Below are 19198 nucleotides of genomic sequence, written 5' to 3'. Positions count from 1 at the left end.
CCCCCATCGACCCTTTAGCCCGAAGGGAGTTTGCCACATCGCTGACTGTCACGGCGGAAGTCCCCAGAACCTCTTCAACCTCAAAAGCCGCACTTCGACCACTATGACGGGTTTTTTGGCGGTAAAGCTGACTCCCCAGACAGGCGTGTCGGAGGCCGGTGGAAGACTGGGCCGCATGCACATCGTCTCCCTCGCAGGGGGCATCGGCGGCGCCCGCTTCCTGCGTGGTCTGCGCGCGACCGCCCCTGATGCCCAGATAACCGTGATCGGCAACACCGGCGACGACATCACCCTGTTCGGCCTGCGGGTCTGTCCCGACCTCGACACGGTCATGTACACCCTCGGCCACGGCATCGACGAGGAGCAGGGCTGGGGCCGCGCCAAGGAGTCCCACGTGGTCAAGGAGGAGCTGGCGGCCTACGGGGTCGAGCCGCAGTGGTTCGGGCTGGGCGACCGCGACTTCGCCACGCACATCGTCCGCTCGCAGATGCTGGAGGCGGGCTACCCGCTGTCGCAGATCACGCGGGCGTTGTGCGTCCGCTGGCAGCCTGGCGTCCGCCTGCTGCCGATGTCCGACGACCGCTGCGAGACCCACGTGGTGATCAGCGACGAGCAGGGCCGCCGCGCGATCCACTTCCAGGAGTGGTGGGTACGCCTGCGCGCCTCGGTCCCCGCCGAGTCGATCGCCCTGGTGGGCGCCGACACGGCCAGGCCCGCTCCTGGCGTGCTGGAGGCGATCGAGGAGGCCGACGTGGTGATCCTGCCGCCGTCCAACCCGGTGGTGAGCATCGGCACGATCCTGCAGGTCCCGGGCATCCGCGACGCGCTGCTGCCGAAGACCGTGGTGGGCGTCTCCCCCATCGTCGGCGGCGCCCCGGTGCGCGGCATGGCCGACGCCTGCCTCACGGCCATCGGCGTCGAGACCACGGCCCAGGCGGTGCTCGACCTCTACGGCGCCGACCTGATCGACGGCTGGCTGGTGGCGCCCGAGGACGACGGCGTCGCCCTCGACGGCGTCCGCGTGCCGGCCAGGCCCATCATCATGCACGACGTCGACGCGGCCACCGACATCGCCCGCACCGCTCTCGACCTCGCCCAGGAGCTCTCCCGATGACCCCCGACAGCACCCCGCCCGTCGTCACATCGCCCGACGTCACATCGCGCGTCGTCCCACCACCCGACACCGACCCGCGCGACGTCACATCGCCCGAGACCCACCCGGCGACCGCCGTGCCGTCCCCCGGCGGAAGCGTCGAGGTGCTCCCCGTGCTCGGCCTCGGCGAGGTACGGCCGGGCGACGACGTGGCCGCCCTGCTGAAGGGCGCCGATCTGCGCGAGGGCGACATCGTCGTCATCACCTCCAAGATCGTCAGCAAGGCCGAGGGCCGGATCCGGCAAGCCCCCGATCGCGCCGCCGCGATCGAGGAGGAGACCGAACGGGTGGTCGCCAGGCGTGGCGACACCGTGATCTCCCAGACCCGCCACGGCTTCGTGATGGCCGCGGCCGGGGTCGACGCGTCCAACACCGACCCCGGCACCGTCCTGCTGCTCCCCGAAGACCCCGACGCCTCGGCCCGGCGCATCCGGGCGGGCCTGCCCCCGGGCGTGGGCGTGATCGTCTCCGACACGTTCGGCCGCCCGTGGCGCCAGGGCCTGACCGACGTGGCCATCGGCGCCGCGGGCGTGACCCCGGTCGACGACTTCCGCGGGGCCGTCGACTCCTACGGCAACCCGCTCAGCGCCACCGTGACCGCGCTGGCCGACGAGATCGCCTCGGCCGCCGAGCTGGTCAAGGGCAAGCTGGCCGGCGTCCCGGTCGCGATCGTGCGGGGTCTCGCCCATCTCGTCACGGCCGGCGACGGCCCGGGCGTCCGGCCGCTGCTCCGGCCCGCCGACGAGGACATGTTCCGCTATGGGTCGCGCGACGTGGTGTTCGCCCGCCGTACGATCCGGGAGTTCTCCGCCGAGGCGGTCGATCCCGCGGCGGTGCGGCGGGCGGTGGCGGCGGGCATCGCGGCTCCGGCCCCTCACCACACGACGCCGTGGCGGTTCGTCCTGGTCGAGTCGGCCGAGACCCGGAGCGAGCTGCTCGACGCGATGCGCGACGCCTGGATCGACGACCTGCGCGGCGACGGCTTCACTGAGGAGTCGATCGCCAAACGGGTCAGACGCGGCGACGTGCTGCGCCGCGCCCCCTATCTGGTGGTGCCCTGCCTGGTGATGGAGGGCTCCCACACCTACCGCGATGATCGGCGCAACGCGGCGGAGCGGGAGATGTTCGTGGTGGCGACCGGCGCGGGCGTCGAGAACTTCCTCATCCAGCTCGCGGTCGAGGGGCTCGGCTCGGCGTGGGTGTCGTCCACGATGTTCTGCCGCCCGGTGGTCCGCGAGGTGCTCGACCTGCCCGGGTCGTGGGATCCGATGGGGTGCGTCGCGGTCGGCCACGCCGCCGCCCCGCCCCGCGACCGGGCCCCGCGCGACCCGGGTGACTTCATCCTGGCGCGCTGACACGATCACCCCGGAGCGGTCAAGAACCATTTACCGTTAGGAAACTTTCCTTTACATTAGGGCGAACCCCCCATGTAGAGGAGCACTCGCATGCGAAGAACCCTCACGTTAGTCGCCGCGGCGGTGATCGCCATGGCCGGCACGATGATCGTCGCGCAGCCCGCACTTGCTCATGGCTACATCAACTCACCCCCCAGCCGGCAGGCTCTCTGCGCCCAGGGCAAGGTGACCGGCTGCGGTGACATCATCTACGAGCCGCAGAGCGTGGAAGGACCCAAGGGCCAGCGCAACTGCCACGGCGGCGTCGCCCGCTTCGCCCAGCTCAGCGACGAGAGCAAGTCCTGGCCCGCGACCTCGGTCGGCACCACGGTCAACTTCAACTGGACCCTCACGGCCCGGCACGCCACCAGCACGTGGGAGTACTACATCGGCGGCACCCGGGTGGCGGTGTTCAACGACGGAGGCCGGCAACCGGGCGCGACCGTCTCCCACACCGTGAACCTGTCCGGGTTCTCCGGCAGGCAGAAGGTCCTCGCCATCTGGAACATCGCCGACACGGTCAACGCCTTCTACGCCTGCGTCGACCTGCAGATCGGCGGCGGTGGCGGAAACCCGACCCCCACTCCGACCCCCACGCCCACGCCGACGCAGCCGACGCCCACACCCACCCCGACCTCGACGCCCGGGGGCACCTGGAAGGCCGGCACCGCCTACGCCATCGGTTCCCAGGTCACCTACGCCGGCCTGACCTACCGGTGCATCCAGGCGCACACCGCCCTCACCGGCTGGGAGCCGCCGAACGTCCCGGCCCTCTGGCAGCGCCTCTAGAACCAACCCCGGTCCGCCAGGGCGGGGGTCTGTTCGTCAAGGCCCGTGAACGAGGAGCGGAGCTGCTGCAGAAGAGGGGCTGTCACTCCAGGACATCCTCCTCATCACAGGAGCTCCGCTCCTCTGCTGCCCGTCGCCTGATGAGCGCCTCGATGCCGTCGAGCAGCAGATCGAGTCCGAAGACGAAGTCCTCGTCCTCCACCCACCCCTTGGCGCCGCGCATGACGCCCGAGCGCATCGCGGCCGACAGGGCCGGGTAGGCCGCGGGGTCGAGCAACTCGGCGAGCACCTCGCCGTAATCGGCGGCTCCGCCGATTACGGCGTCTTCCATCTGCGGGGGCCCGCCGCCGACGCCGTTGAGGAGTGCGGCATCGGTGAGCGCGTAGCCCGTCAGAGTGCTCGCCACATGGATCTTCTCTCCATGATCGAGCCCCGTGCCGTCGAGAGCGGCCAGCGCACGGTCGAACCACAGCAGCCGCCGCGGGCCCAGCGGCGGGACGAGGGGGTCGATGGACAGCAACCACGCGTGCTCCAGCAGGAGGTCGCGCTGGGCCCGGGTCCAGAGGGCGAGGTAGTCCCGCCAGGACCTGCCCTCCGGCTCGGGCGGCGGCGGGGCGACGCCGTCGGCCATGACGGTGAGCAAGTCATCCTTGCTGCCGATGTACCGGTAGAGCGCGGTCGCCGCCACCCCGACCCGCGAAGCCACGCTGGCCATCGAGACGCCGCTCAACCCTTCGGCGTCGGCGATCTCGATGGCGGCGCTGGTGATCGTGGCCAGATCCAGCCGGGGCCGCGGCCCCCGGCGTGTCACCGGCTCCCGCCCCCACATGCGCTCCACCACGGACGGCAGCGGCCGATCCCGCTCCATCGAATCCCCTCCTTGACCCACTCCTAGGATTGTGCATTAGATTAAAACTATGAACGTCATACACAGTACGCCATTCACAGATGCTGTTCTCGCCCGAGGGCTGACGAAGTCCTTCGGCACCACGCAGGTGCTGGCCGGGATCGACCTGACCGTGCCCACCGGCTCACTGCTGGCTCTGCTCGGCCCCAACGGCTCAGGCAAGACCACCACGGTGCGCATCCTGACCACGCTGCTCGCGCCTGATGGCGGCACCGCCACGGTGGGCGGCCACGACGTCACACGCGAGGGCGTCGCGGTGCGCCGGTTGATCGGCCTGACCTCCCAGCAGGCCACCGTGGACGGCCTGCTGACCGGGAGGGAGAACCTGGAGCTGTTCGCCGGCCTCTACCACCTGGGCCGGCGGCAGGCGCGCCGGCAGGCGCAGGAGCTCCTGGAGCGCTTCGATCTGACCGCCGCCGCGAACCGGCGCGTCGCGACCTACTCCGGCGGGATGCGGCGCCGTCTCGACCTCGCGGCGAGCATGGTGTCAGCGCCCCGGATCCTCTTCCTCGACGAGCCCACGACCGGGCTCGACCCGCGCAGCCGGGCCGAGCTGTGGTCGGTGATCCGCGAACTCCTGGCCGGCGGCACCACCATCCTGCTCACCACGCAGTATCTGGAGGAGGCCGATCAACTCGCCGACCGCATCGCGGTGATCAACGGCGGCCGCGTCGTGGCCGACGACTCCCCCGCCGCGCTGAAGCGCCAGGTCGGCGCCGAACGCCTGATACTGCGCCTGTCCCGTACCGAGGACGTCCCCCGCGCCAGATCGGCGCTCGGCGAGACTGGAACGCGTCCCGCCACGAGCACCGAGGCCGGAACACGTCCCGGCACGAGCGAACGCGAGATCACACTGGCCGTCCAGGGCCCCGACCACCTGCGCCACACGCTGGATCTGCTCCATCGCGCGGGCGTCGTCGTCGAGCACGTGGCGTTGTCCGCCCCGACCCTCAACGACGTCTTCTTCGAGCTCACGGCGGTCGCGGCATGAGCGCCGCCCTGACCGCGGCGGGCGACCTGCACCGCCTCGTCGTCCGCAACCTGCGCCGCGAGCTGCGCATCCTCGACGGCCTCATCGTGAACACCGCTCTGCCCGTGATCATCATGGTGCTGTTCGTGTACGTCTTCGGCGGGGCGATCACCACCGGCTCCAGTGGGCTGGCCTACATCGACTTCGTGGTGCCCGCCGTGCTGCTCATGTCCGGCGGGTACGGCGCCGCACTGACCGCCGTGAACATCGCCGACGACATGACAGCGGGCATGATCGACCGGTTGCGCACCCTGCCGATCGGCGGCTGGACGGTCCCCGCCGGGCATGTGGTCGCCTCGGTGATCCGCAACGTAGCGGCGTGCGGATTCGCCCTGCTCGCGGCGGTCGTGCTGGGCTTTCGCCCGGACGCCGCACTCGCCGACTGGGCCCTGGCGCTGACCGTGGTGACGGGATACGTCCTGGCGATGTCGTCGCTGGCGGTGCTCTGGGGACTGCTGGTCAGGTCGACCCAGGCGGCCGGCGCGTTCAGCTTCGTGGTGCTCTTCCTGCCGTACCTGTCGGACGGGGTCGTGCCGGCCGAAACCATGCCGGACGTGTTACGCGACTTCGCCGAGAACCAGCCGATCACTCCGATCGTGGCGACGCTCCGGTCGTTGCTCCTGAACCAGCCGATGGGCTCCTCCGGGGCGGTGGCGGCGGCCTGGCTCGCGGGCATGGTGCTGGTCAGCGTGCCGATCGCGGCACTGCTGTTCCGCCGCAGGACCTCCGGCTAGCGCCGTTCGATCCGCCTGCGCGCGCCGCTCCCCTCACGCCGCCGGCTTGCAGGTGGGGTGGCACAGGCGGCGCGCCAGCGCCGCGAGGAAGACGTCGATGATCTCGTCCGGCTGCTGGGCCACGTGCAGGGAGCCATTGGTGGCGCCCGTGATCCTGGTCAGACTGTCCCGGTCGACGCCGCTGCCGAACGCGATGACGACGATCTGGACGGGCCGGTCCGGGTCCCACTCGGCCTCCAGCCGGTCGAGCAACGTCGGGAGCTTGATGCCACGCCCGTCGTCCTTGCCCGCGGTGATCACCAGGAGCGTGTTGTTCATCTCCTCGCGGTATTCGCTGGAGACCTCGCGGAAGCCGCTCAGGATCGAGTCGTAGAGCGAGCTCTCCAGCCGGGGGTGCGCGTTGATCGTGGCGGTCAGCTGAGTGAGCACGCCCCGCCGGACGAGCTGGCCCGTCTCCGGACGGTCGATGGGGCCGAGCCCCACCCACTGCCGGTAGTCCCTGATCTGGCCCACCTTGTCGGCGAACTCCCACAACCCCATGTGCGTGGAGTCGGGGAAGAGCTGGAGCCCGATCTTGGCCGCCTCCAGCGCGACGCCCACCCGGGTGGTGCCCTTCATGGGCTCGGCCATGTGTTTGGAGGTGTCGGCCAGCACCAGGATGTTGGTCGGCGGGGCCAGCCGGCTCCAGGCGCGCAGCGCCTCGTCGATGTCCTCCGGGGAGACCGAGGAGCGGGTCTTCGGCGTCTCGGCCGGGATCTGCGGACCCGGCGAGATCGGACCCTGCAGGCCGTCACCCGACCGGAACCCGGCCCGGCGCACCATGTCCTGCGCCTCCGCGCCGCTCAGCCAGTCGGCGAAGATCGTCGAAGCCTCGGCCACCACCGGGTCGGTCGCGGTCACCACGTACGGATAGTCGAGGTTGATCGTGCCCTCACGCGGGTGCAGCGCCACGACCGGGTCGGGCGACAGACGCTGGTTGTGCGCCCACACCGACTGCTCCGGCACGATGACCACCGGGCGCTGCCAGAACGTACGGTCGTCGACGGCGGTCAGCATCGTGCGGTAGTCAGGCGCCGAACCGGCCTGGGCCCAGCGCACGAACGCGGTCAGCGCCTTGTCCGCCTCCGGGCCGGTGCCCACGACGTCCCGGGCGGCGGCGACCGTGGCGATGCCCGCGCCGGCCAGCGAGGGGTCGGGCACCCGCACGACGTCCGGCTCGCTCTCGTTGGGCTTGAGCCGTCCCCGCACGGTGGAGGGGAAGACCATCCGCCAGTTCATCTCGGTCTTGCCGACGGAGAAGCGCTGCGCCAGCGAGCCCCGGGTGGCGAACACCAGCGGCGAGGTGGCCACCACGCTCTCGCCCGCGGGCAGCGCGCTCGCGCCCTGCTTGCGGGCCAGCCGGATCCAGGCCGAGGAGTCGGCGATCCAGCCGTCCGGCCGTTCGCGCAGCACGCCCGCCCGGTCGCCGATCAGCGTCCGCAGCACGGTGGCCGGTGGCTGCTCGGTGACCTGTACGAGCACGCACCTGCCGCCGGTCGTGGCCTTGGTCTCGTTGAAGCGCGCGGCGGCCTCCATCGCCACCGGCGCCACGTCGACCGCGGCGGCCACGCTGACCAGAACAGGCTCTCGTGTGGAGCACAGCGCGCCGCCACCGCCGAACACGACCACGAGCGTGCCCGCGACGACGGCCACGACAGTGAGCCCGGCCAGCATGCCTCGCTGGAGTGCCTTCCTTCGCCGCAGCTCTGGACTTAACGCGGCGCGGTGTCGACCCAACCGCACGGGTGAACCTCTCTCCAGGGGAGTGATGATTCTTCCAGCGACTCCCATAGCGGGCGCAAGTGCAATCTAGAACATGTTATACCTACGCCATCGGCAGGACCCTTCGCACGCTCTGGCAGACGCCGTCGCTCGCCTCGGAGGCGGCCAGCCGTTCGGTGCTCGGCCGGCCGTACCCAGTGGTGCGCTGCGTGACCGGCCGCCCGCTGAGCTCTGCCATCTCGCGGAGCTCGCTGATCGTCTTGTACGAGCCGTTCTCCGACCCGGCCATCCGGCTGATCGTCTCCTCCATGAGCGTGCCGCCAAGGTCGTTCACCCCGCCCTGGAGCACCTGGCGGCACAGGTCGTCGCCGAGCTTGACCCAGGAGCACTGGATGTTGCCGATCGCGCCGTGCAGCAGGATGCGGGCCAGCGCGTGCACGGCGCGGTTCTCCCGCGCGGTGGGGCCCGGCCGGGCGACGCCCGCCAGGTAGATCGGCGCGCTGGTGTGCACGAACGGCAGCAGCACGAACTCCGAGAACCCGCCGGTCTCCTCCTGCAACCGCCTGATCAGCTTGATGTGCCTGACCCAGTGCAGGTGGGTGTCGACGTGGCCGTACATCATCGTGGACGTCGTCGGCAGGCCCACCCGGTGGGCGGTGGTGATGACGTCGATCCACTCCTTGGTGGGCAGCTTGCCCTTGGTGAGCACCCACCGCACGTCGTCGTCCAGGATCTCCGCCGCGGTGCCCGGCAGGGAGTCGAGCCCGGCCTCCTTCGCGGCCAGCAGCCACTCCTCGATCGACAGGTCCGTACGGCTCGCGCCGTTGATGACCTCCATCGGGGAGAAGGCGTGCACGTGCATGTCCGGGGTCCTGGCCTTGACCGCCCTGGCGATGTCGAAGTAGGCGCTGCCCGGCAGGTCGGGATGGATGCCGCCCTGCATGCACACCTCGGTCGCGCCGGCCAGCCAGGCCTCCTCGGCGCGGTCGGCCACCTGGTCGAGGCTCAGCGTGTAGGCGTCGGCGTCGGTACGGCGCTGGGCGAACGCGCAGAACCGGCAGCCGGTGTAGCAGACATTGGTGAAGTTGATGTTCCGGTTGACCACGTAGGTGACCTCGTCGCCGGCGGCCTGCCTGCGGTACTCGTCGGCGATGCCGGCCAGCTCCTCCAGCGCCTCGCCCTCGGCCGACAGCAGCGCCACGGCCTCGGCGTCGGTGAGCCCGGCGGGGTCGCTCTCGGCCTTCCTGAGCGCCTGGCGCACCTCGGCGGGCGTGCTCGCGGTGACGCTCCCCTTCGCGGCGGGGTCCAGCCGGTCGCGCAGGGCGTCCCAGTCGCCGTAGACGTGGTCGAAGTCGTCGCGGCGGTCGGCGGTGCGCCCCGAGGTGTCGACCTCGACGTGCAGGTCCACCCGCCCGGAGGGGGCGAAGCCGCCGTCCGGCTCCTGCCACGGCCGCCCTTCGAGCACCGCGTCCTCCCGGGCCAGCCCGGTGACGGGGTCGGCCAGGGCCCGGACGTGCCCGAACAGCCTCGGGTCCAGCCAGGGCTCGCCGGCCAGCACGTACTCGGGATAGATGGTGAGCCGCTCGCGCAGCCGGAACCCGGCGGCCTCGGTGCGGGCGGCCAGGTCGTCGATCTGCGGCCAGGGGCGCTCGGGGTTGACGTGGTCGGGCGTCAGCGGCGACACACCGCCCCAGTCGTCGATCCCGGCGCGGATCATCAGCTCGTACTCGGAGTCCACCAGGTTGGGCGGCGCCTGCAGGCGCGTCCGCGGCCCGAGCACCAGCCGGGCCACCGCGATCGTGGCCGCCAGCTCCTGCAGGTCGGCGTCGGGCAGGCCGCGCATGGCCGTGTCGGGCTTGGCGCGGAAGTTCTGGACGATGACCTCCTGGACGCCGTTGTACTCCCGCGCCACCCGCCGGATCGCGAAGATCGACTCGGCGCGGTCCTCGACGGTCTCGCCGATACCGATGAGGATCCCGGTCGTGAACGGCACGTTGGAGCGCCCGGCGTCCTCCAGCACACGCAGCCGCACCTCGGGGTCCTTGTCCGGGGAGCCATAGTGCGGCTGGCCCTTCTCCTCGAACAACCGCCGCGAGGTCGTCTCCAGCATCATCCCCATCGACGGCGCCACGGGCTTCAGCCGCTGCAGGTCACGCCAGCCGAGCACGCCCGGGTTGAGGTGCGGCAGCAGCCCGGTCTCCTCCAGCACCCTGATCGCCATCGCCCGTACGTAGGAGAGCGTGTCGTCATAGCCGTGCGCGTCGAGCCACTCCCGCGCCTGGTGCCAGCGGTCCTCCGGCCGGTCCCCCAACGTGAACAGCGCTTCCTTGCACCCCATCGCGGCGCCCTGCCGGGCGATCTCCAGCACCTCGTCGGGGCTCAGGAAGGGAGCCTCCAGCTTGTGCGGCGCGGTGGCGAAGGTGCAGTAGCCGCACCGGTCGCGGCACAGCCTGGTCAGCGGGATGAACACCTTGCGGCTGTAGGTGATCACACCTTCCCGCCCGACCGCGGCGAGCCCGGCGTCCCGCACCCGGGAGGCGTGGTCGAGCAGGGTGTCCAGGTGCGCGCCTCGGGCGTGCAGCAACACGGTCGCCTCGGTGACGTCGAGGGTTTTCCCGTCTCGCGCGCGGGCCAGCGCACGACGGAGGGCGGAATCACTGACGAGACTCATGTACGGAACACTACGTGTGTCTGGATTCGCCGAGCGCACTCAGGGGCAGCCGACAGCGCTCAGAGCGGCCCATCGACGCTCAGAGCGGCCCATCGACGCTCAGAGCGGCCCGTCAGAAGGAGCGGTAGTCGCGCGCGGGCATCCTCGGCCCACGCGCGGGCGCTCGCAGGCCGGTGAGCGTGATGAGGACGGCGGCCCGGTGCCGGTGTCCCCGGTAGGGCTCCAGCAGCCGCAGCATCCCGGGGTCGTCGGTGGTCGCGCCGGTCAGCGCGTAGCCGACGATCTTGGCCAGGTGGAAGTCGCCCACGCTGACGGCGTCGGGGTCGCCGACGGCCCGCTGCCGCACCTCGGCCGACGTCCACACGCCGATCCCGGGCAGCGCCCGCAGCAGGCGGTCGAGCTCCTCGGTGGTGCCGGCCCCCTCCAGCTTGGCGGCGTGCCAGGCGGCGGTGGCGATCGTGCGGGCCCGCACGGCCTCGGCCCCCGCCCTGTGCCAGTGCCAGGAGGGGATCTGCCGCCACACCTCCGCTTCGGGGATCACCCGCATGCCCTCCGGCGCGGGGCCGGGGGCGGGCTCGCCGTAGCGGTGCAGCAGCCAGCGCCAGGCCCGCCACGCCTCGCGGCCGACGACCTTCTGCTCCAGCACGGCGGGCACCAGGGCCTCCATGACCCGCCCGGTCCTGCCGATCCGCAGCCCGGCGTGCTTCCTGGCCACGTCGGTCAGCACCTCGTGCTCGACCCGGAATCCCGAGACGTCGTCGTCGGCGCCGAGCAGCGCCGGCAGCGTCTCCAGAAGCCATCCGGCTCCCGGCCCCCACGCCTGCCCCACCACGGTGCCGGCCGCCACGCTCACCCTGAGCGTGCCGGGCCCGTCGGGAGTGCGGGAGGTGCGCCACACGGCCCCGTCGAGGGTCCGGTGCCAGGCGGGGTCACCGGAACCGCGCCGGTGCGGGCTCAGCGCGAGCTCCACGTCCAGCGGCCCCTCGGGCGTCCACCTGCGCTCCCTCACATGTCCAGTGTGCCCGGACTTGAGGCCAGACCGGACGTCGCAGGAGGCTTGAAGCCAGATCAGACGTCGCTGGAGTAGCGGACCGCGCACTCCGGCAGCTCGACGCCCGGCCACAGCCGGACCCCGGCCCGCAGTTCGTTGCCCGGACCCACCACGGCGCCGTCACCGATCACCGCGTCGCTCACCACGGCGCCCGAGCACACCCGCGCGCCCACGCCGATCACGGAGTCGGCCACGGTGGCGCCCGAGCAGACCACGCTGCCGTCGCAGAGCACGCTGCCCGAGACCACGGCCCCGGCCTCGACCACGACCCCGGAGCCCACCGCCGAGCCGCCGTGCACCTTGGCCTCCGGCGAGACGGCCGCGCCGTCGAGCGCCAGGAACTCCCCCGGCGGGCCGGGCAGCGCCGGCGAGCCGAGCCGCCCGAGGACCAGGTCGCTGGAGCCGCGGACGAAGGCGGCCGGGGTGCCGACGTCGAGCCAGTAGGTGCGGTCGGCGTAGCCCAGGACCAGCTCGCCCGACTCGATGAGCCCGGGGAACGTCTCCCGCTCCACCGAGACGACCTCTCCGCGCGGGATCCGGTCGATGACCGACCGGGTGAAGACGTAGCAGCCGGCGTTGATCCGATTGGTCACCGGGTTGGGGGTCTTCTCCAGAAAGGCCGTCACCCGGCCCTCGTCGTCGGTGGGAACGCAACCGAACCGGGAAGGGTCGTCGACCTCGGTGAGGTGCAGCGTGACGGCCGCGTCGCGGCTGAGGTGGGTGCGCACCTGGTCGCCGATGTCGTGGCCGGACAGGATGTCGCCGTTGAGGATCAGCACGGGGTCGGACGGCGCCGACGTGAGCGCCTCGGCGGCGTTGCGGATCGCGCCGCCGGTGCCGAGCGGCGTCTCTTCGGTCATGTACTCGATGGAGAGCCCGAACGCCGCGCCGTCACCGAAGACCGGCTCGAACATCGAGGCTTTGTACGACGTGGCGAAGACGATCCGGCGCACCCCGAACGACCGGGCACGAGCCAGTTGGTGCGCCAGGAACGGCACCCCGGCGGTCGGCAGCAGGGGCTTGGGCGTGCCCAGCGTCAGCGGACGCAGGCGCGTGCCCTGCCCTCCGACCAGCAGGATCGCCTCAAGGGCCGGCAGTGAACTCTCCATCATCCGGTGAGGCTACCGAACTATTCGATGGCTCGTTGATAAGAGCTGAGATGGGCTTCGACCGAGGCTTCCCAGGTGAACTCACGGGCTCTGGCCAGCCCCGCCTCCTGCAGCCGCAGGCGCCTGTCGGGAGAGGCGAGCAGCTGCCCGAGCGCGGCCGCGATGCTGTCGGCGTCGGGCTCGGTGTAGGCCACGGCGTCGCCGCCCACCTCGGGCAGCGACGTGCGGTGGGTGGTGAGCACCGGCGCGCCGCAGGCCATCGCCTCCAGCACCGGCAGCCCGAAGCCCTCGCCGCGCGACGGGAACGCCACCACGACCGCTCCGCCGAGGAACCCGGCCAGGTCGGGCACCCCGAGGTAGCCGGGGCGCACCACCTTGACCGTGGCCTCCACCTCGCGGCACGCGGCGTCGACGTCGACCTCGTGCACGCCGCCGCCGAGCACCAGCGCGGGCGGCTCGTCGAGGTTCTTGACGGCGGCGGCGAAGCCGCGGATCAGGTTGGGGACGTTCTTGCGGGGGTCGAGCGCGCCGAGGAAGGCGACGTACGGCCGGCCGTGCAGCCCGCACCGCTCGGCCGAGCGCCGCCTCTCCAGGTCGGTGGGCGGGTGGAACAGTTTCTCGTCGACGCCGTGGTAGGCGACGTCGATGCGGGTCGGGTCGGCGGCGAGCACGCGCACCAGCTCTTCCCTGGTCGCCTTGGACGGCACGATGACCCGGTTGGCGTGGCGGACGGCGGTGCGGGTCGCCGAGCGGAAGAACGACGCCTTGACCGCGCTGTGCTGCTCCGGGTCGGTGAACCAGGTGACGTCGTGCACCGTCACGACCGTGGGCAGGCCGGAGCGGAGCGGGATGGAGTAGTAGGGCGCGTGGATGACCTGGGCACCGGCCTGGCGGGCGAGCAGCGGCACGCCGGTCTGCTCCCACGCGAGCCGGGCGGCCCGGTTGGTGATCGCGACCGGGCCCGGCATGATGCGGGCCGACGGCGCCAGCCGTTCGTACTTGCCGGCGTCGGCCCGCTGGCAGACGACCACGAGGTCGGCTCCCGCGCGGTCGAGCCCGGAGACCAGCCCGTCCACATATCTGATCAGTGCGCCACGGTCCGCGGGGACCGCCGCCGCGTCGACGAGCACTCGAGGCATTACGTAGATCTTCTCCCCTCAAGATCAACGTGGGATCCGGCGTCCCCCTCTGGGGTTCAGCTTATGACCAGCCTCCCCCAAATCGGGGGTTAAATCACCCATGGCGGCGACGAGCCGCTATCCCAGCCAAACCAGCGCAGATCAGGTCACCCATGATGATGACCATGCGAGAGCAGAGGGCGATCGCGATCGCCGGGCCGGAATCGAGCACGGGTGACAGCACGGCCACCATCGCCACCTCGCGCACCCCGGCGCCGGCGGGCACCACGAAGGTCATGATGCCCAGGCACCACGACAGCGCGAACGCCCCGATGGCGAAGAGCAGGCCCCCCTGCGGGAAGACGAAGTAGAGGTGCAGCCCGTAGCAGATCCAACCGGCCAGGGCCCAGCCGAGCGCGGTCAGCATCCCCCGCCGGGTGAGCGGGCGCTCCAGCGGCTCGCGCTTGAGCCTGCGCAGCCCGAAGCCGATCACGCCGTTGATCACCTTGGGTTCGAGCAGCACCAGCAGCACCGGGATGAGCAGCAGCAGCCAGCCGTAGCGGTCCCAGCCGAGTGTGGCCAGCGTGACGAGCAGCCCGCTGGCCAGCTGGACCGGCATCATCAGAAAGAACGCCGCCGCGCTGCGGGATCGGGGCACGCCCAGGTCGCGGCCCATCTCCATCTGGGCGATCACCGGCCACACGGCCCCGGGGATGTACTTGCCGAGCTGGCCCACGAAGAACACCTTGGTCGCGGGGCGGAACGGCAGCGGCGAGCCGAGGTCGGCCAGCAGGGTGCGCCAGGTGAGCATGGCGCCGAGCAGCGCGGCGATGACGGCGCCGAGCGAGGCGGCGAGCATCGGCACGCTCAGCCGGGCGAACCCGGCCAGCACGGCGTCCCACTGCTTCGCCACGGCCCACGCGCCGAAACCGAGCGCGACCAGCAGGAACCCGAGACGCAGGATCCGCCGGAGAAGCGGGCGCGGAGCCCTGGCCGGGCTCGCGGGCGGGGCTTCCTGGTCTCCGTTCACGGCCGGGTGCGGCCTGGGAGATCCGGGAGATCCGGCCGCGCTCACAGCGGGCGGACCCGCTCGGGCGGCCGCGGCAGCGCGGCGCCCGCCGGAGCCCGCGGCGTCTTCGTCGCCACCCACAGGTAGGTGGGCACGAGCGGCAGCAGCAGTCGCAACACGGCCCGCGGGGTGCGGCCGAGCACGGCCCGCGCCACCCGGCCGAGCGCGCCGGAGAACAGCTCGGAGCCGGCGAAGCGGGCCGGCGTCGCGAGCACGGGGAACGTGTAGTCCCAGACGTGGAAGGCGCGCAGCATCCGGCGCAGGCCCCGGCGGGTGCGGAAGCGTTCGTAGTAGTGGTCGGCGCGGCCGGAGGCGCGCACGTAGCGGTCGGCGAGCGCCGGCGGCAGGTAGGACAGGAACGGCAGCTTGTAGTGGGGCTCCATGATGCCCAGCCGGTTGCCCAGGCCCAGGTAGAGCACCCCGCGGTCGGACAGCACCCGGTGCATCTCGGCCACCACGCCGTCGGGGTCGACCACGTGCTCGTAGATGTGGTTGAACACCAGCACGTCGATCGAGCCGTCGGGGAACGGCAGCGCGGTGCCGTCGCCGCAGACGAACGCCACCCGCTCGCCGAACCGGTCGGCCGCCCGGCGCAGCCCCGGCACGTCGATGTCGATGCCGAGGGTACGGGCCGCGCCGGCGCCGGCCAGCTCGTCGGCGATGAACCCGGCGGAGCAGCCCACGTCGCCGACGGTCAGCCCGGTGAGCGGCCCGTGGAAGTGCTCCAGCACTGCGATGATCTTCGCGGCCTTGCGACGGCGTTTGTCCTCGTCGAGCATGGCCGACTGGAACTCGGAGTATTCGAGCTGCGCGACGCGTTCCTTACCCACGCCGCCCAACAGTACCTGCGCCGGGCGTACCCGGCCGTCGAACCGGCCGCGGCATCGCCCGGCGCACCCCGCCCTCACTCGGCGGCGGGCACGTTCGCGACGACGGCCCGGATCCAGCAGGCCACCAGCCGGCTCAGGAGCGAGCCGGGAGTCTCCGCCACGTCCTGACCCAGGGTGACCGTACGCGTCACCTGGCCGGCGGCGACGCACGTGGTGGTGGCCGCCCCCAGGACGATCCAGAGGTCGTAGCCGTGCGGGAGCAGCACGACCACGAAGGCCACATGGGTGAGCAGCACGCAGGCGAACACCATCGCCCGGGAGGCGCGCGACCTCCCGGACGACCGGCCGGACGGGCTCCGGCCCTCGCCGGACTTACGGATCCCGCCGAACTTCCGGGCCCCGCCGGACTTACGGATCCCGCCGAACTTCCGGGGCCTGCCGCACTTCTGGTCCCTGCCCGAGGCAGGCGTGGTCGACGCGGTCATCGTGTTGTCCTTTCCGCGAATACCGAAACGACGATGGATGGTGGTGTGTGTTGAGTCCAGGTGGGCACCGGTCACGGCCGGTCATGGCCGTCGGCACTGGCCTGCGGAATCCCGTGGAACGGCTGTCGGCAAACAGTGGCGATTCGCGGAAGTTCCTTGTATGGAGTGTGGCATCTTCGGCCCGCCTCGCGCCACATGACCGGAGCGCCGAGGATCGGCCGGTCCATGGGGAAAGCCACGCGGATGTCGGCGGACTTTCTTGGCGCGAAATCGCTTTCGGCCCGGTTGACTTCGGTCCGGAAAAGCGAAGAGGCCCCCCGTTGCCGCGGGAGACCTCTTCATTCCGACGCCCACCTGGACTCAACAGACAGTCGCCTCGGAATCGGGAAGGAACGGCGCCGCCACGCACAATGAGCGGCAACTCCGCCATGCCCCTGTCCGACCACGACCGCCGGACGGCGATCGCAAGTCGAATCACTTAATCGTACATCTCCTAACCAGCCCGAACGGCGCGGAACATCTCGACGAGGCCAAAACCCCTGCTAGGAGTAGGTGTCCACGCACGGAAGGCAGGGCGTCCGATGCCCGCTTGACGGTTTATGTCCCAGTTTGATCACACAGCCCAAGAACCCAATTCCCAATAAATCACGGCAAAGTGCGCTGAAGCATGACAGGGCGACACGGAGCCCGACCGTCAATCCGCACGATCGCCACCCAGAGGACTCGAAACGCCACACCAATTTCGTCTAGATTTCAATTACCGGGCAGTTCGGCCGATCACACGACACCCCCTCCCGAGCATTACCGCACTCCCGTTCGCGCGCTCCCGAAAAACAGAATCACAGCCCTCCGATAACTTCTCTCACAGACAATCGACCGGTCGGCCGATTACCTCCTTATATGGATGTGCATTTCGCCGGGCAAAACCAGCCGCGGATCACCGATCAGACCTCCGGGACCCTGCCGGCAGGAAAGGTAAAATTTCGCGGCCCGGCGTGTTGCCCGGCACAGGTCACGGCGCCGGAAGGCGACCGCCGGAGTTGTTTCACTCTCCGTATTCGTAAAGCGACCATGCGTAAGTATGCGGCCCACCGGAATTCCATCGCCGTGGCCCGGGACGACCTTCCGAAGCTGGGCTCTACCCGCCGGTAGGGGTCCGCGCGTACCCTGGGCGAATGTTTCGCCGCCTGCTGCGCGTATCGCTGGCGCTGGTCGCCATCGGCTTCCTCGGCTACGGCCTGGCGCGCAACTGGGACGCGACCCTGGCGGCGGTCGGCGGGCTGTCGCCGTGGGCGGTGCTCGGGGCGTTCGGCGCGGTCCTGCTGGGCCAGTTCTGCATGCTCGTGGCCTGGCGTCAGGTGCTGGCCGGGCTCGGCTCTCCGCTGTCACTGAGAGTGACCGGGCGGATCATGTTCGTGGGCCAGCTGGGCAAGTACATCCCCGGCTCGGTCTGGGCGTACGCGGCGATGATGGAGCTCGGGCGCGACCACGGCAGCCCGCCCCGGCGGACGTTCGCGTGCATCTCGCTGGCCCTGGTGATCAATCTCGGGGTGGCCATCTCGATCGCGGCCGCGACGCTCGCCTCCCAGCAGGCCGTCCGCGACGCCTGGTATCTCCTGCTGCTCCTGCCACTGATCGTCGTGGGCCTGCATCCCCGGGTGCTCACCTGGGGCCTCAACCTGGCGCTGCGGCTCGCCCGCAAGGAGCCGCTGGAGAGCGTGCTGCCCGGCCGCACGGTGCTGATCGCCGTCGCCTGGACCGCGCTCGGCTGGTTCGTGTACGGCCTGCACATCTGGCTGCTCGCCGGCCGGTGGGACCTCTACGTGATCGCCACCGGGGCCTACGCCTTCGCCTGGGCCACCGGGTTGCTCTTCTTCGTGGTGCCCGCCGGGGTGGGGGTGCGCGAGGGCGCGCTGGTGCTGGTGCTCACCCCGCTCATCGGCACGCCCGCGGCGCTGGCGGTCGCCGTGGTGTCGCGGCTGGCGTTCACGCTGGCCGACGCCGTGGCCGCGGGAGTCGCGTGGCTGCTGGGCCGTCAGGCGCCGAGCAGCGCGCCGGTGTACGCCGACCAGAAGGGCTCGGGGTCGACCGCCTTGACCCCCGACCGCAACCTTTCGGGCTCACCGGAGGCGTAGAAGCGTTCGATCGCCCGGCGGAGCGCCTCGACGTCGCCAGGCTCGACCAGCAGCCCGTCAACTCCGTCGGTGACGTGGTCGGCGAGCGCGCCGACCCGGGTGGCGATCACCGGCACGCCGTGCTCGTGGCCGAGCCACACATTCTGGCTCGCGGTCGCCTGCCGGTAGGGCAGCACCAGCGCGTCGGCCCGCGCGAACAGCCCGGGCACGTCCTCGGCGGCCACGTAGCCGGGCCGCAGCTCCACCCGGTCGGCCAGGCCCAGCTCGTCGACCAACGCCTTCGTACCGTCGAGCCCGCCCCAGAACTCACCGGCCACGGTCAGGCCGACCCCCTCGGGCAGGGCACGCAGCAGCAGGTCGAGCCCCTTGTAGGGGCGGACGATGCCGAAGAACAGCAGCCGGTGGTGCACCCCGGCGGCGGGCGCGGCGTGCGTGGACGGCAGGTGCGGCGGCAGGCCCGCCACGCTCACCGGACGGGAGGTCAGCTCGCGGGCCAGCGCGGCCTGCTGCTCGGAGTGGGCCAGCACGCCGTCGACCCGCTTGAGCAGCGCCTTCATCAGCGGCCTGTCGTACGGCTTGCGCTCGTGCGGCAGCACGTTGTGGCACAGCGCGACGGTCCGCGCCCCGCGCCGTAGCCCGGCCAGGATGCCCAGGTAGGCGGGCACCTGCACCGGGCTGAGCACGGCCAGGACCACCAGGTCGGCCGACCGGAGCCGCCGCCCGGCGGCGAACCACCCGTCGGGCCGGCGCCAGTCGAGCTCGCGCAGTGTCGCGGGGAAGGGCGTGCCCTCGGGCGCGGAGATCGTCTGCTGCCCGGGGTAGAGGAACGACGGATACTGCGCCCGCCACGACTCGATCACCACGTCGTGGCCCAGCGCGGCCAGCCGGTGCGCGAGCTCGGTGGTGTGCTGCGCCCCGCCCCCCTTGTACGGATAGGTGGGGCCGACGATGGCGATGCGCAC

General features: G+C 71.4%; 16 protein-coding genes. 6 read left to right on the top strand and 10 right to left on the bottom strand.

Annotated features, from left to right (window positions below):
• The first annotated feature begins 175 nt into the window (after positions 1-175).
• From cofD to AB0I38_RS07410, 3 genes are all read left to right on the top strand, one after another.
• The gene (gene cofD, locus AB0I38_RS07420; RefSeq protein WP_358463475.1) at positions 176-1114 is read left to right on the top strand and encodes a 2-phospho-L-lactate transferase; all 939 of its coding nucleotides are present in this window, start codon (positions 176-178) and stop codon (positions 1112-1114) included.
• The gene (locus tag AB0I38_RS07415) at positions 1111-2508 is read left to right on the top strand and encodes a coenzyme F420-0:L-glutamate ligase (protein WP_358463472.1); all 1398 of its coding nucleotides are present in this window, start codon (positions 1111-1113) and stop codon (positions 2506-2508) included. Before cofD ends, AB0I38_RS07415 begins: the two co-directional genes overlap by 4 nt.
• 90 nt (positions 2509-2598) lie before the next feature.
• A complete protein-coding gene (locus tag AB0I38_RS07410; RefSeq protein WP_358463469.1) occupies positions 2599-3336 on the top strand; it encodes a lytic polysaccharide monooxygenase in 738 nt (245 codons plus the stop codon).
• 82 nt (positions 3337-3418) lie between these two features.
• Here the strand turns inward: AB0I38_RS07410 and AB0I38_RS07405 are convergent, their stop codons facing one another.
• The gene (locus AB0I38_RS07405; protein WP_358463466.1) at positions 3419-4204 is read right to left on the bottom strand and encodes a TetR/AcrR family transcriptional regulator; all 786 of its coding nucleotides are present in this window, start codon (positions 4202-4204) and stop codon (positions 3419-3421) included.
• Between the two features lie 49 nt (positions 4205-4253).
• Here AB0I38_RS07405 and AB0I38_RS07400 point away from each other — a divergent pair, with 49 nt between their 5' ends.
• Positions 4254-5234, top strand: a complete 981-nt coding sequence (locus AB0I38_RS07400) for an ATP-binding cassette domain-containing protein (RefSeq protein ID WP_358463463.1) — start codon at positions 4254-4256, stop codon at positions 5232-5234.
• Entirely contained in the window at positions 5231-6007 is a 777-nt protein-coding gene (locus tag AB0I38_RS07395; RefSeq protein WP_358463460.1) for an ABC transporter permease, read from the top strand. The genes AB0I38_RS07400 and AB0I38_RS07395 overlap by 4 nt, the downstream gene beginning before the upstream one ends.
• 33 nt (positions 6008-6040) lie before the next feature.
• On the opposite strand, the gene AB0I38_RS07390 is transcribed toward AB0I38_RS07395, so the two are convergent.
• The 8 genes from AB0I38_RS07390 to AB0I38_RS07355 all read right to left on the bottom strand — a co-directional run bounded on the left by AB0I38_RS07390 (position 6041) and on the right by AB0I38_RS07355 (position 16101).
• Positions 6041-7789, bottom strand: a complete 1749-nt coding sequence (locus tag AB0I38_RS07390; RefSeq protein WP_358463457.1) for a substrate-binding and VWA domain-containing protein — start codon at positions 7787-7789, stop codon at positions 6041-6043.
• 82 nt (positions 7790-7871) lie between these two features.
• Positions 7872-10439 carry a bifunctional FO biosynthesis protein CofGH gene (locus AB0I38_RS07385; protein ID WP_358463454.1) on the bottom strand — a complete coding sequence of 856 codons (2568 nt, stop codon included), beginning with the start codon at positions 10437-10439 and terminating at the stop codon, positions 7872-7874.
• 112 nt (positions 10440-10551) lie between these two features.
• On the bottom strand, positions 10552-11448 hold the full coding sequence (locus AB0I38_RS07380; protein WP_358463451.1) for a DNA-3-methyladenine glycosylase family protein: 897 nt from the start codon (positions 11446-11448) through the stop codon (positions 10552-10554).
• 59 nt (positions 11449-11507) lie between these two features.
• Positions 11508-12602, bottom strand: coding sequence for an NDP-sugar synthase (locus AB0I38_RS07375; RefSeq protein WP_358463448.1), 1095 nt, complete (start codon positions 12600-12602; stop codon positions 11508-11510).
• Between the two features lie 17 nt (positions 12603-12619).
• Positions 12620-13738 carry a glycosyltransferase family 4 protein gene (locus AB0I38_RS07370; RefSeq protein ID WP_358463445.1) on the bottom strand — a complete coding sequence of 373 codons (1119 nt, stop codon included), beginning with the start codon at positions 13736-13738 and terminating at the stop codon, positions 12620-12622.
• A 94-nt stretch (positions 13739-13832) separates the two neighbouring features.
• Complete coding sequence (locus AB0I38_RS07365; RefSeq protein ID WP_358463442.1) at positions 13833-14747, bottom strand: lysylphosphatidylglycerol synthase transmembrane domain-containing protein; 915 nt, start codon at positions 14745-14747, stop codon at positions 13833-13835.
• 41 nt (positions 14748-14788) lie between these two features.
• Complete coding sequence (locus tag AB0I38_RS07360; RefSeq protein ID WP_358463439.1) at positions 14789-15616, bottom strand: class I SAM-dependent methyltransferase; 828 nt, start codon at positions 15614-15616, stop codon at positions 14789-14791.
• Positions 15617-15690: 74 nt separating this feature from the next.
• Positions 15691-16101, bottom strand: a complete 411-nt coding sequence (locus AB0I38_RS07355; protein WP_358463436.1) for a hypothetical protein — start codon at positions 16099-16101, stop codon at positions 15691-15693.
• Positions 16102-17276: 1175 nt separating this feature from the next.
• Between AB0I38_RS07355 and AB0I38_RS07350 the strand changes: the two genes are divergently transcribed.
• The gene (locus AB0I38_RS07350) at positions 17277-18236 is read left to right on the top strand and encodes a lysylphosphatidylglycerol synthase domain-containing protein (RefSeq protein WP_358463433.1); all 960 of its coding nucleotides are present in this window, start codon (positions 17277-17279) and stop codon (positions 18234-18236) included.
• On the opposite strand, the gene AB0I38_RS07345 is transcribed toward AB0I38_RS07350, so the two are convergent.
• Positions 18137-19198, bottom strand: coding sequence for a glycosyltransferase family 4 protein (locus AB0I38_RS07345; protein ID WP_358463430.1), 1062 nt, complete (start codon positions 19196-19198; stop codon positions 18137-18139). The two genes, AB0I38_RS07350 and AB0I38_RS07345, sit on opposite strands and share 100 nt — an antisense overlap.

Source organism: Nonomuraea cavernae, from assembly GCF_040655715.1.
GTDB classification, from domain to species: Bacteria; Actinomycetota; Actinomycetes; order Streptosporangiales; family Streptosporangiaceae; genus Nonomuraea; species Nonomuraea cavernae_A.
Note: the sequence above shows the minus strand (reverse complement) of the source record. Positions and strands in the feature narration are given on the sequence as shown.

Bases quoted from the DNA above. Each gene is read 5' to 3' on its own strand.
- AB0I38_RS07370 (WP_358463445.1), bottom strand. From the start codon at position 13,738: ATGCCTCGAGTGCTCGTCGACGCGGCGGCGGTCCCCGCGGACCGTGGC.
- AB0I38_RS07385 (WP_358463454.1), bottom strand. From the start codon at position 10,439: ATGAGTCTCGTCAGTGATTCCGCCCTCCGTCGTGCGCTGGCCCGCGCG.
- AB0I38_RS07405 (WP_358463466.1), bottom strand. From the start codon at position 4,204: ATGGAGCGGGATCGGCCGCTGCCGTCCGTGGTGGAGCGCATGTGGGGG.
- AB0I38_RS07355 (WP_358463436.1), bottom strand. From the start codon at position 16,101: ATGACCGCGTCGACCACGCCTGCCTCGGGCAGGGACCAGAAGTGCGGC.
- AB0I38_RS07415 (WP_358463472.1), top strand. From the start codon at position 1,111: ATGACCCCCGACAGCACCCCGCCCGTCGTCACATCGCCCGACGTCACA.
- AB0I38_RS07410 (WP_358463469.1), top strand. From the start codon at position 2,599: ATGCGAAGAACCCTCACGTTAGTCGCCGCGGCGGTGATCGCCATGGCC.
- cofD (WP_358463475.1), top strand. From the start codon at position 176: ATGCACATCGTCTCCCTCGCAGGGGGCATCGGCGGCGCCCGCTTCCTG.
- AB0I38_RS07350 (WP_358463433.1), top strand. From the start codon at position 17,277: ATGTTTCGCCGCCTGCTGCGCGTATCGCTGGCGCTGGTCGCCATCGGC.
- AB0I38_RS07395 (WP_358463460.1), top strand. From the start codon at position 5,231: ATGAGCGCCGCCCTGACCGCGGCGGGCGACCTGCACCGCCTCGTCGTC.
- AB0I38_RS07375 (WP_358463448.1), bottom strand. From the start codon at position 12,602: ATGATGGAGAGTTCACTGCCGGCCCTTGAGGCGATCCTGCTGGTCGGA.
- AB0I38_RS07400 (WP_358463463.1), top strand. From the start codon at position 4,254: ATGAACGTCATACACAGTACGCCATTCACAGATGCTGTTCTCGCCCGA.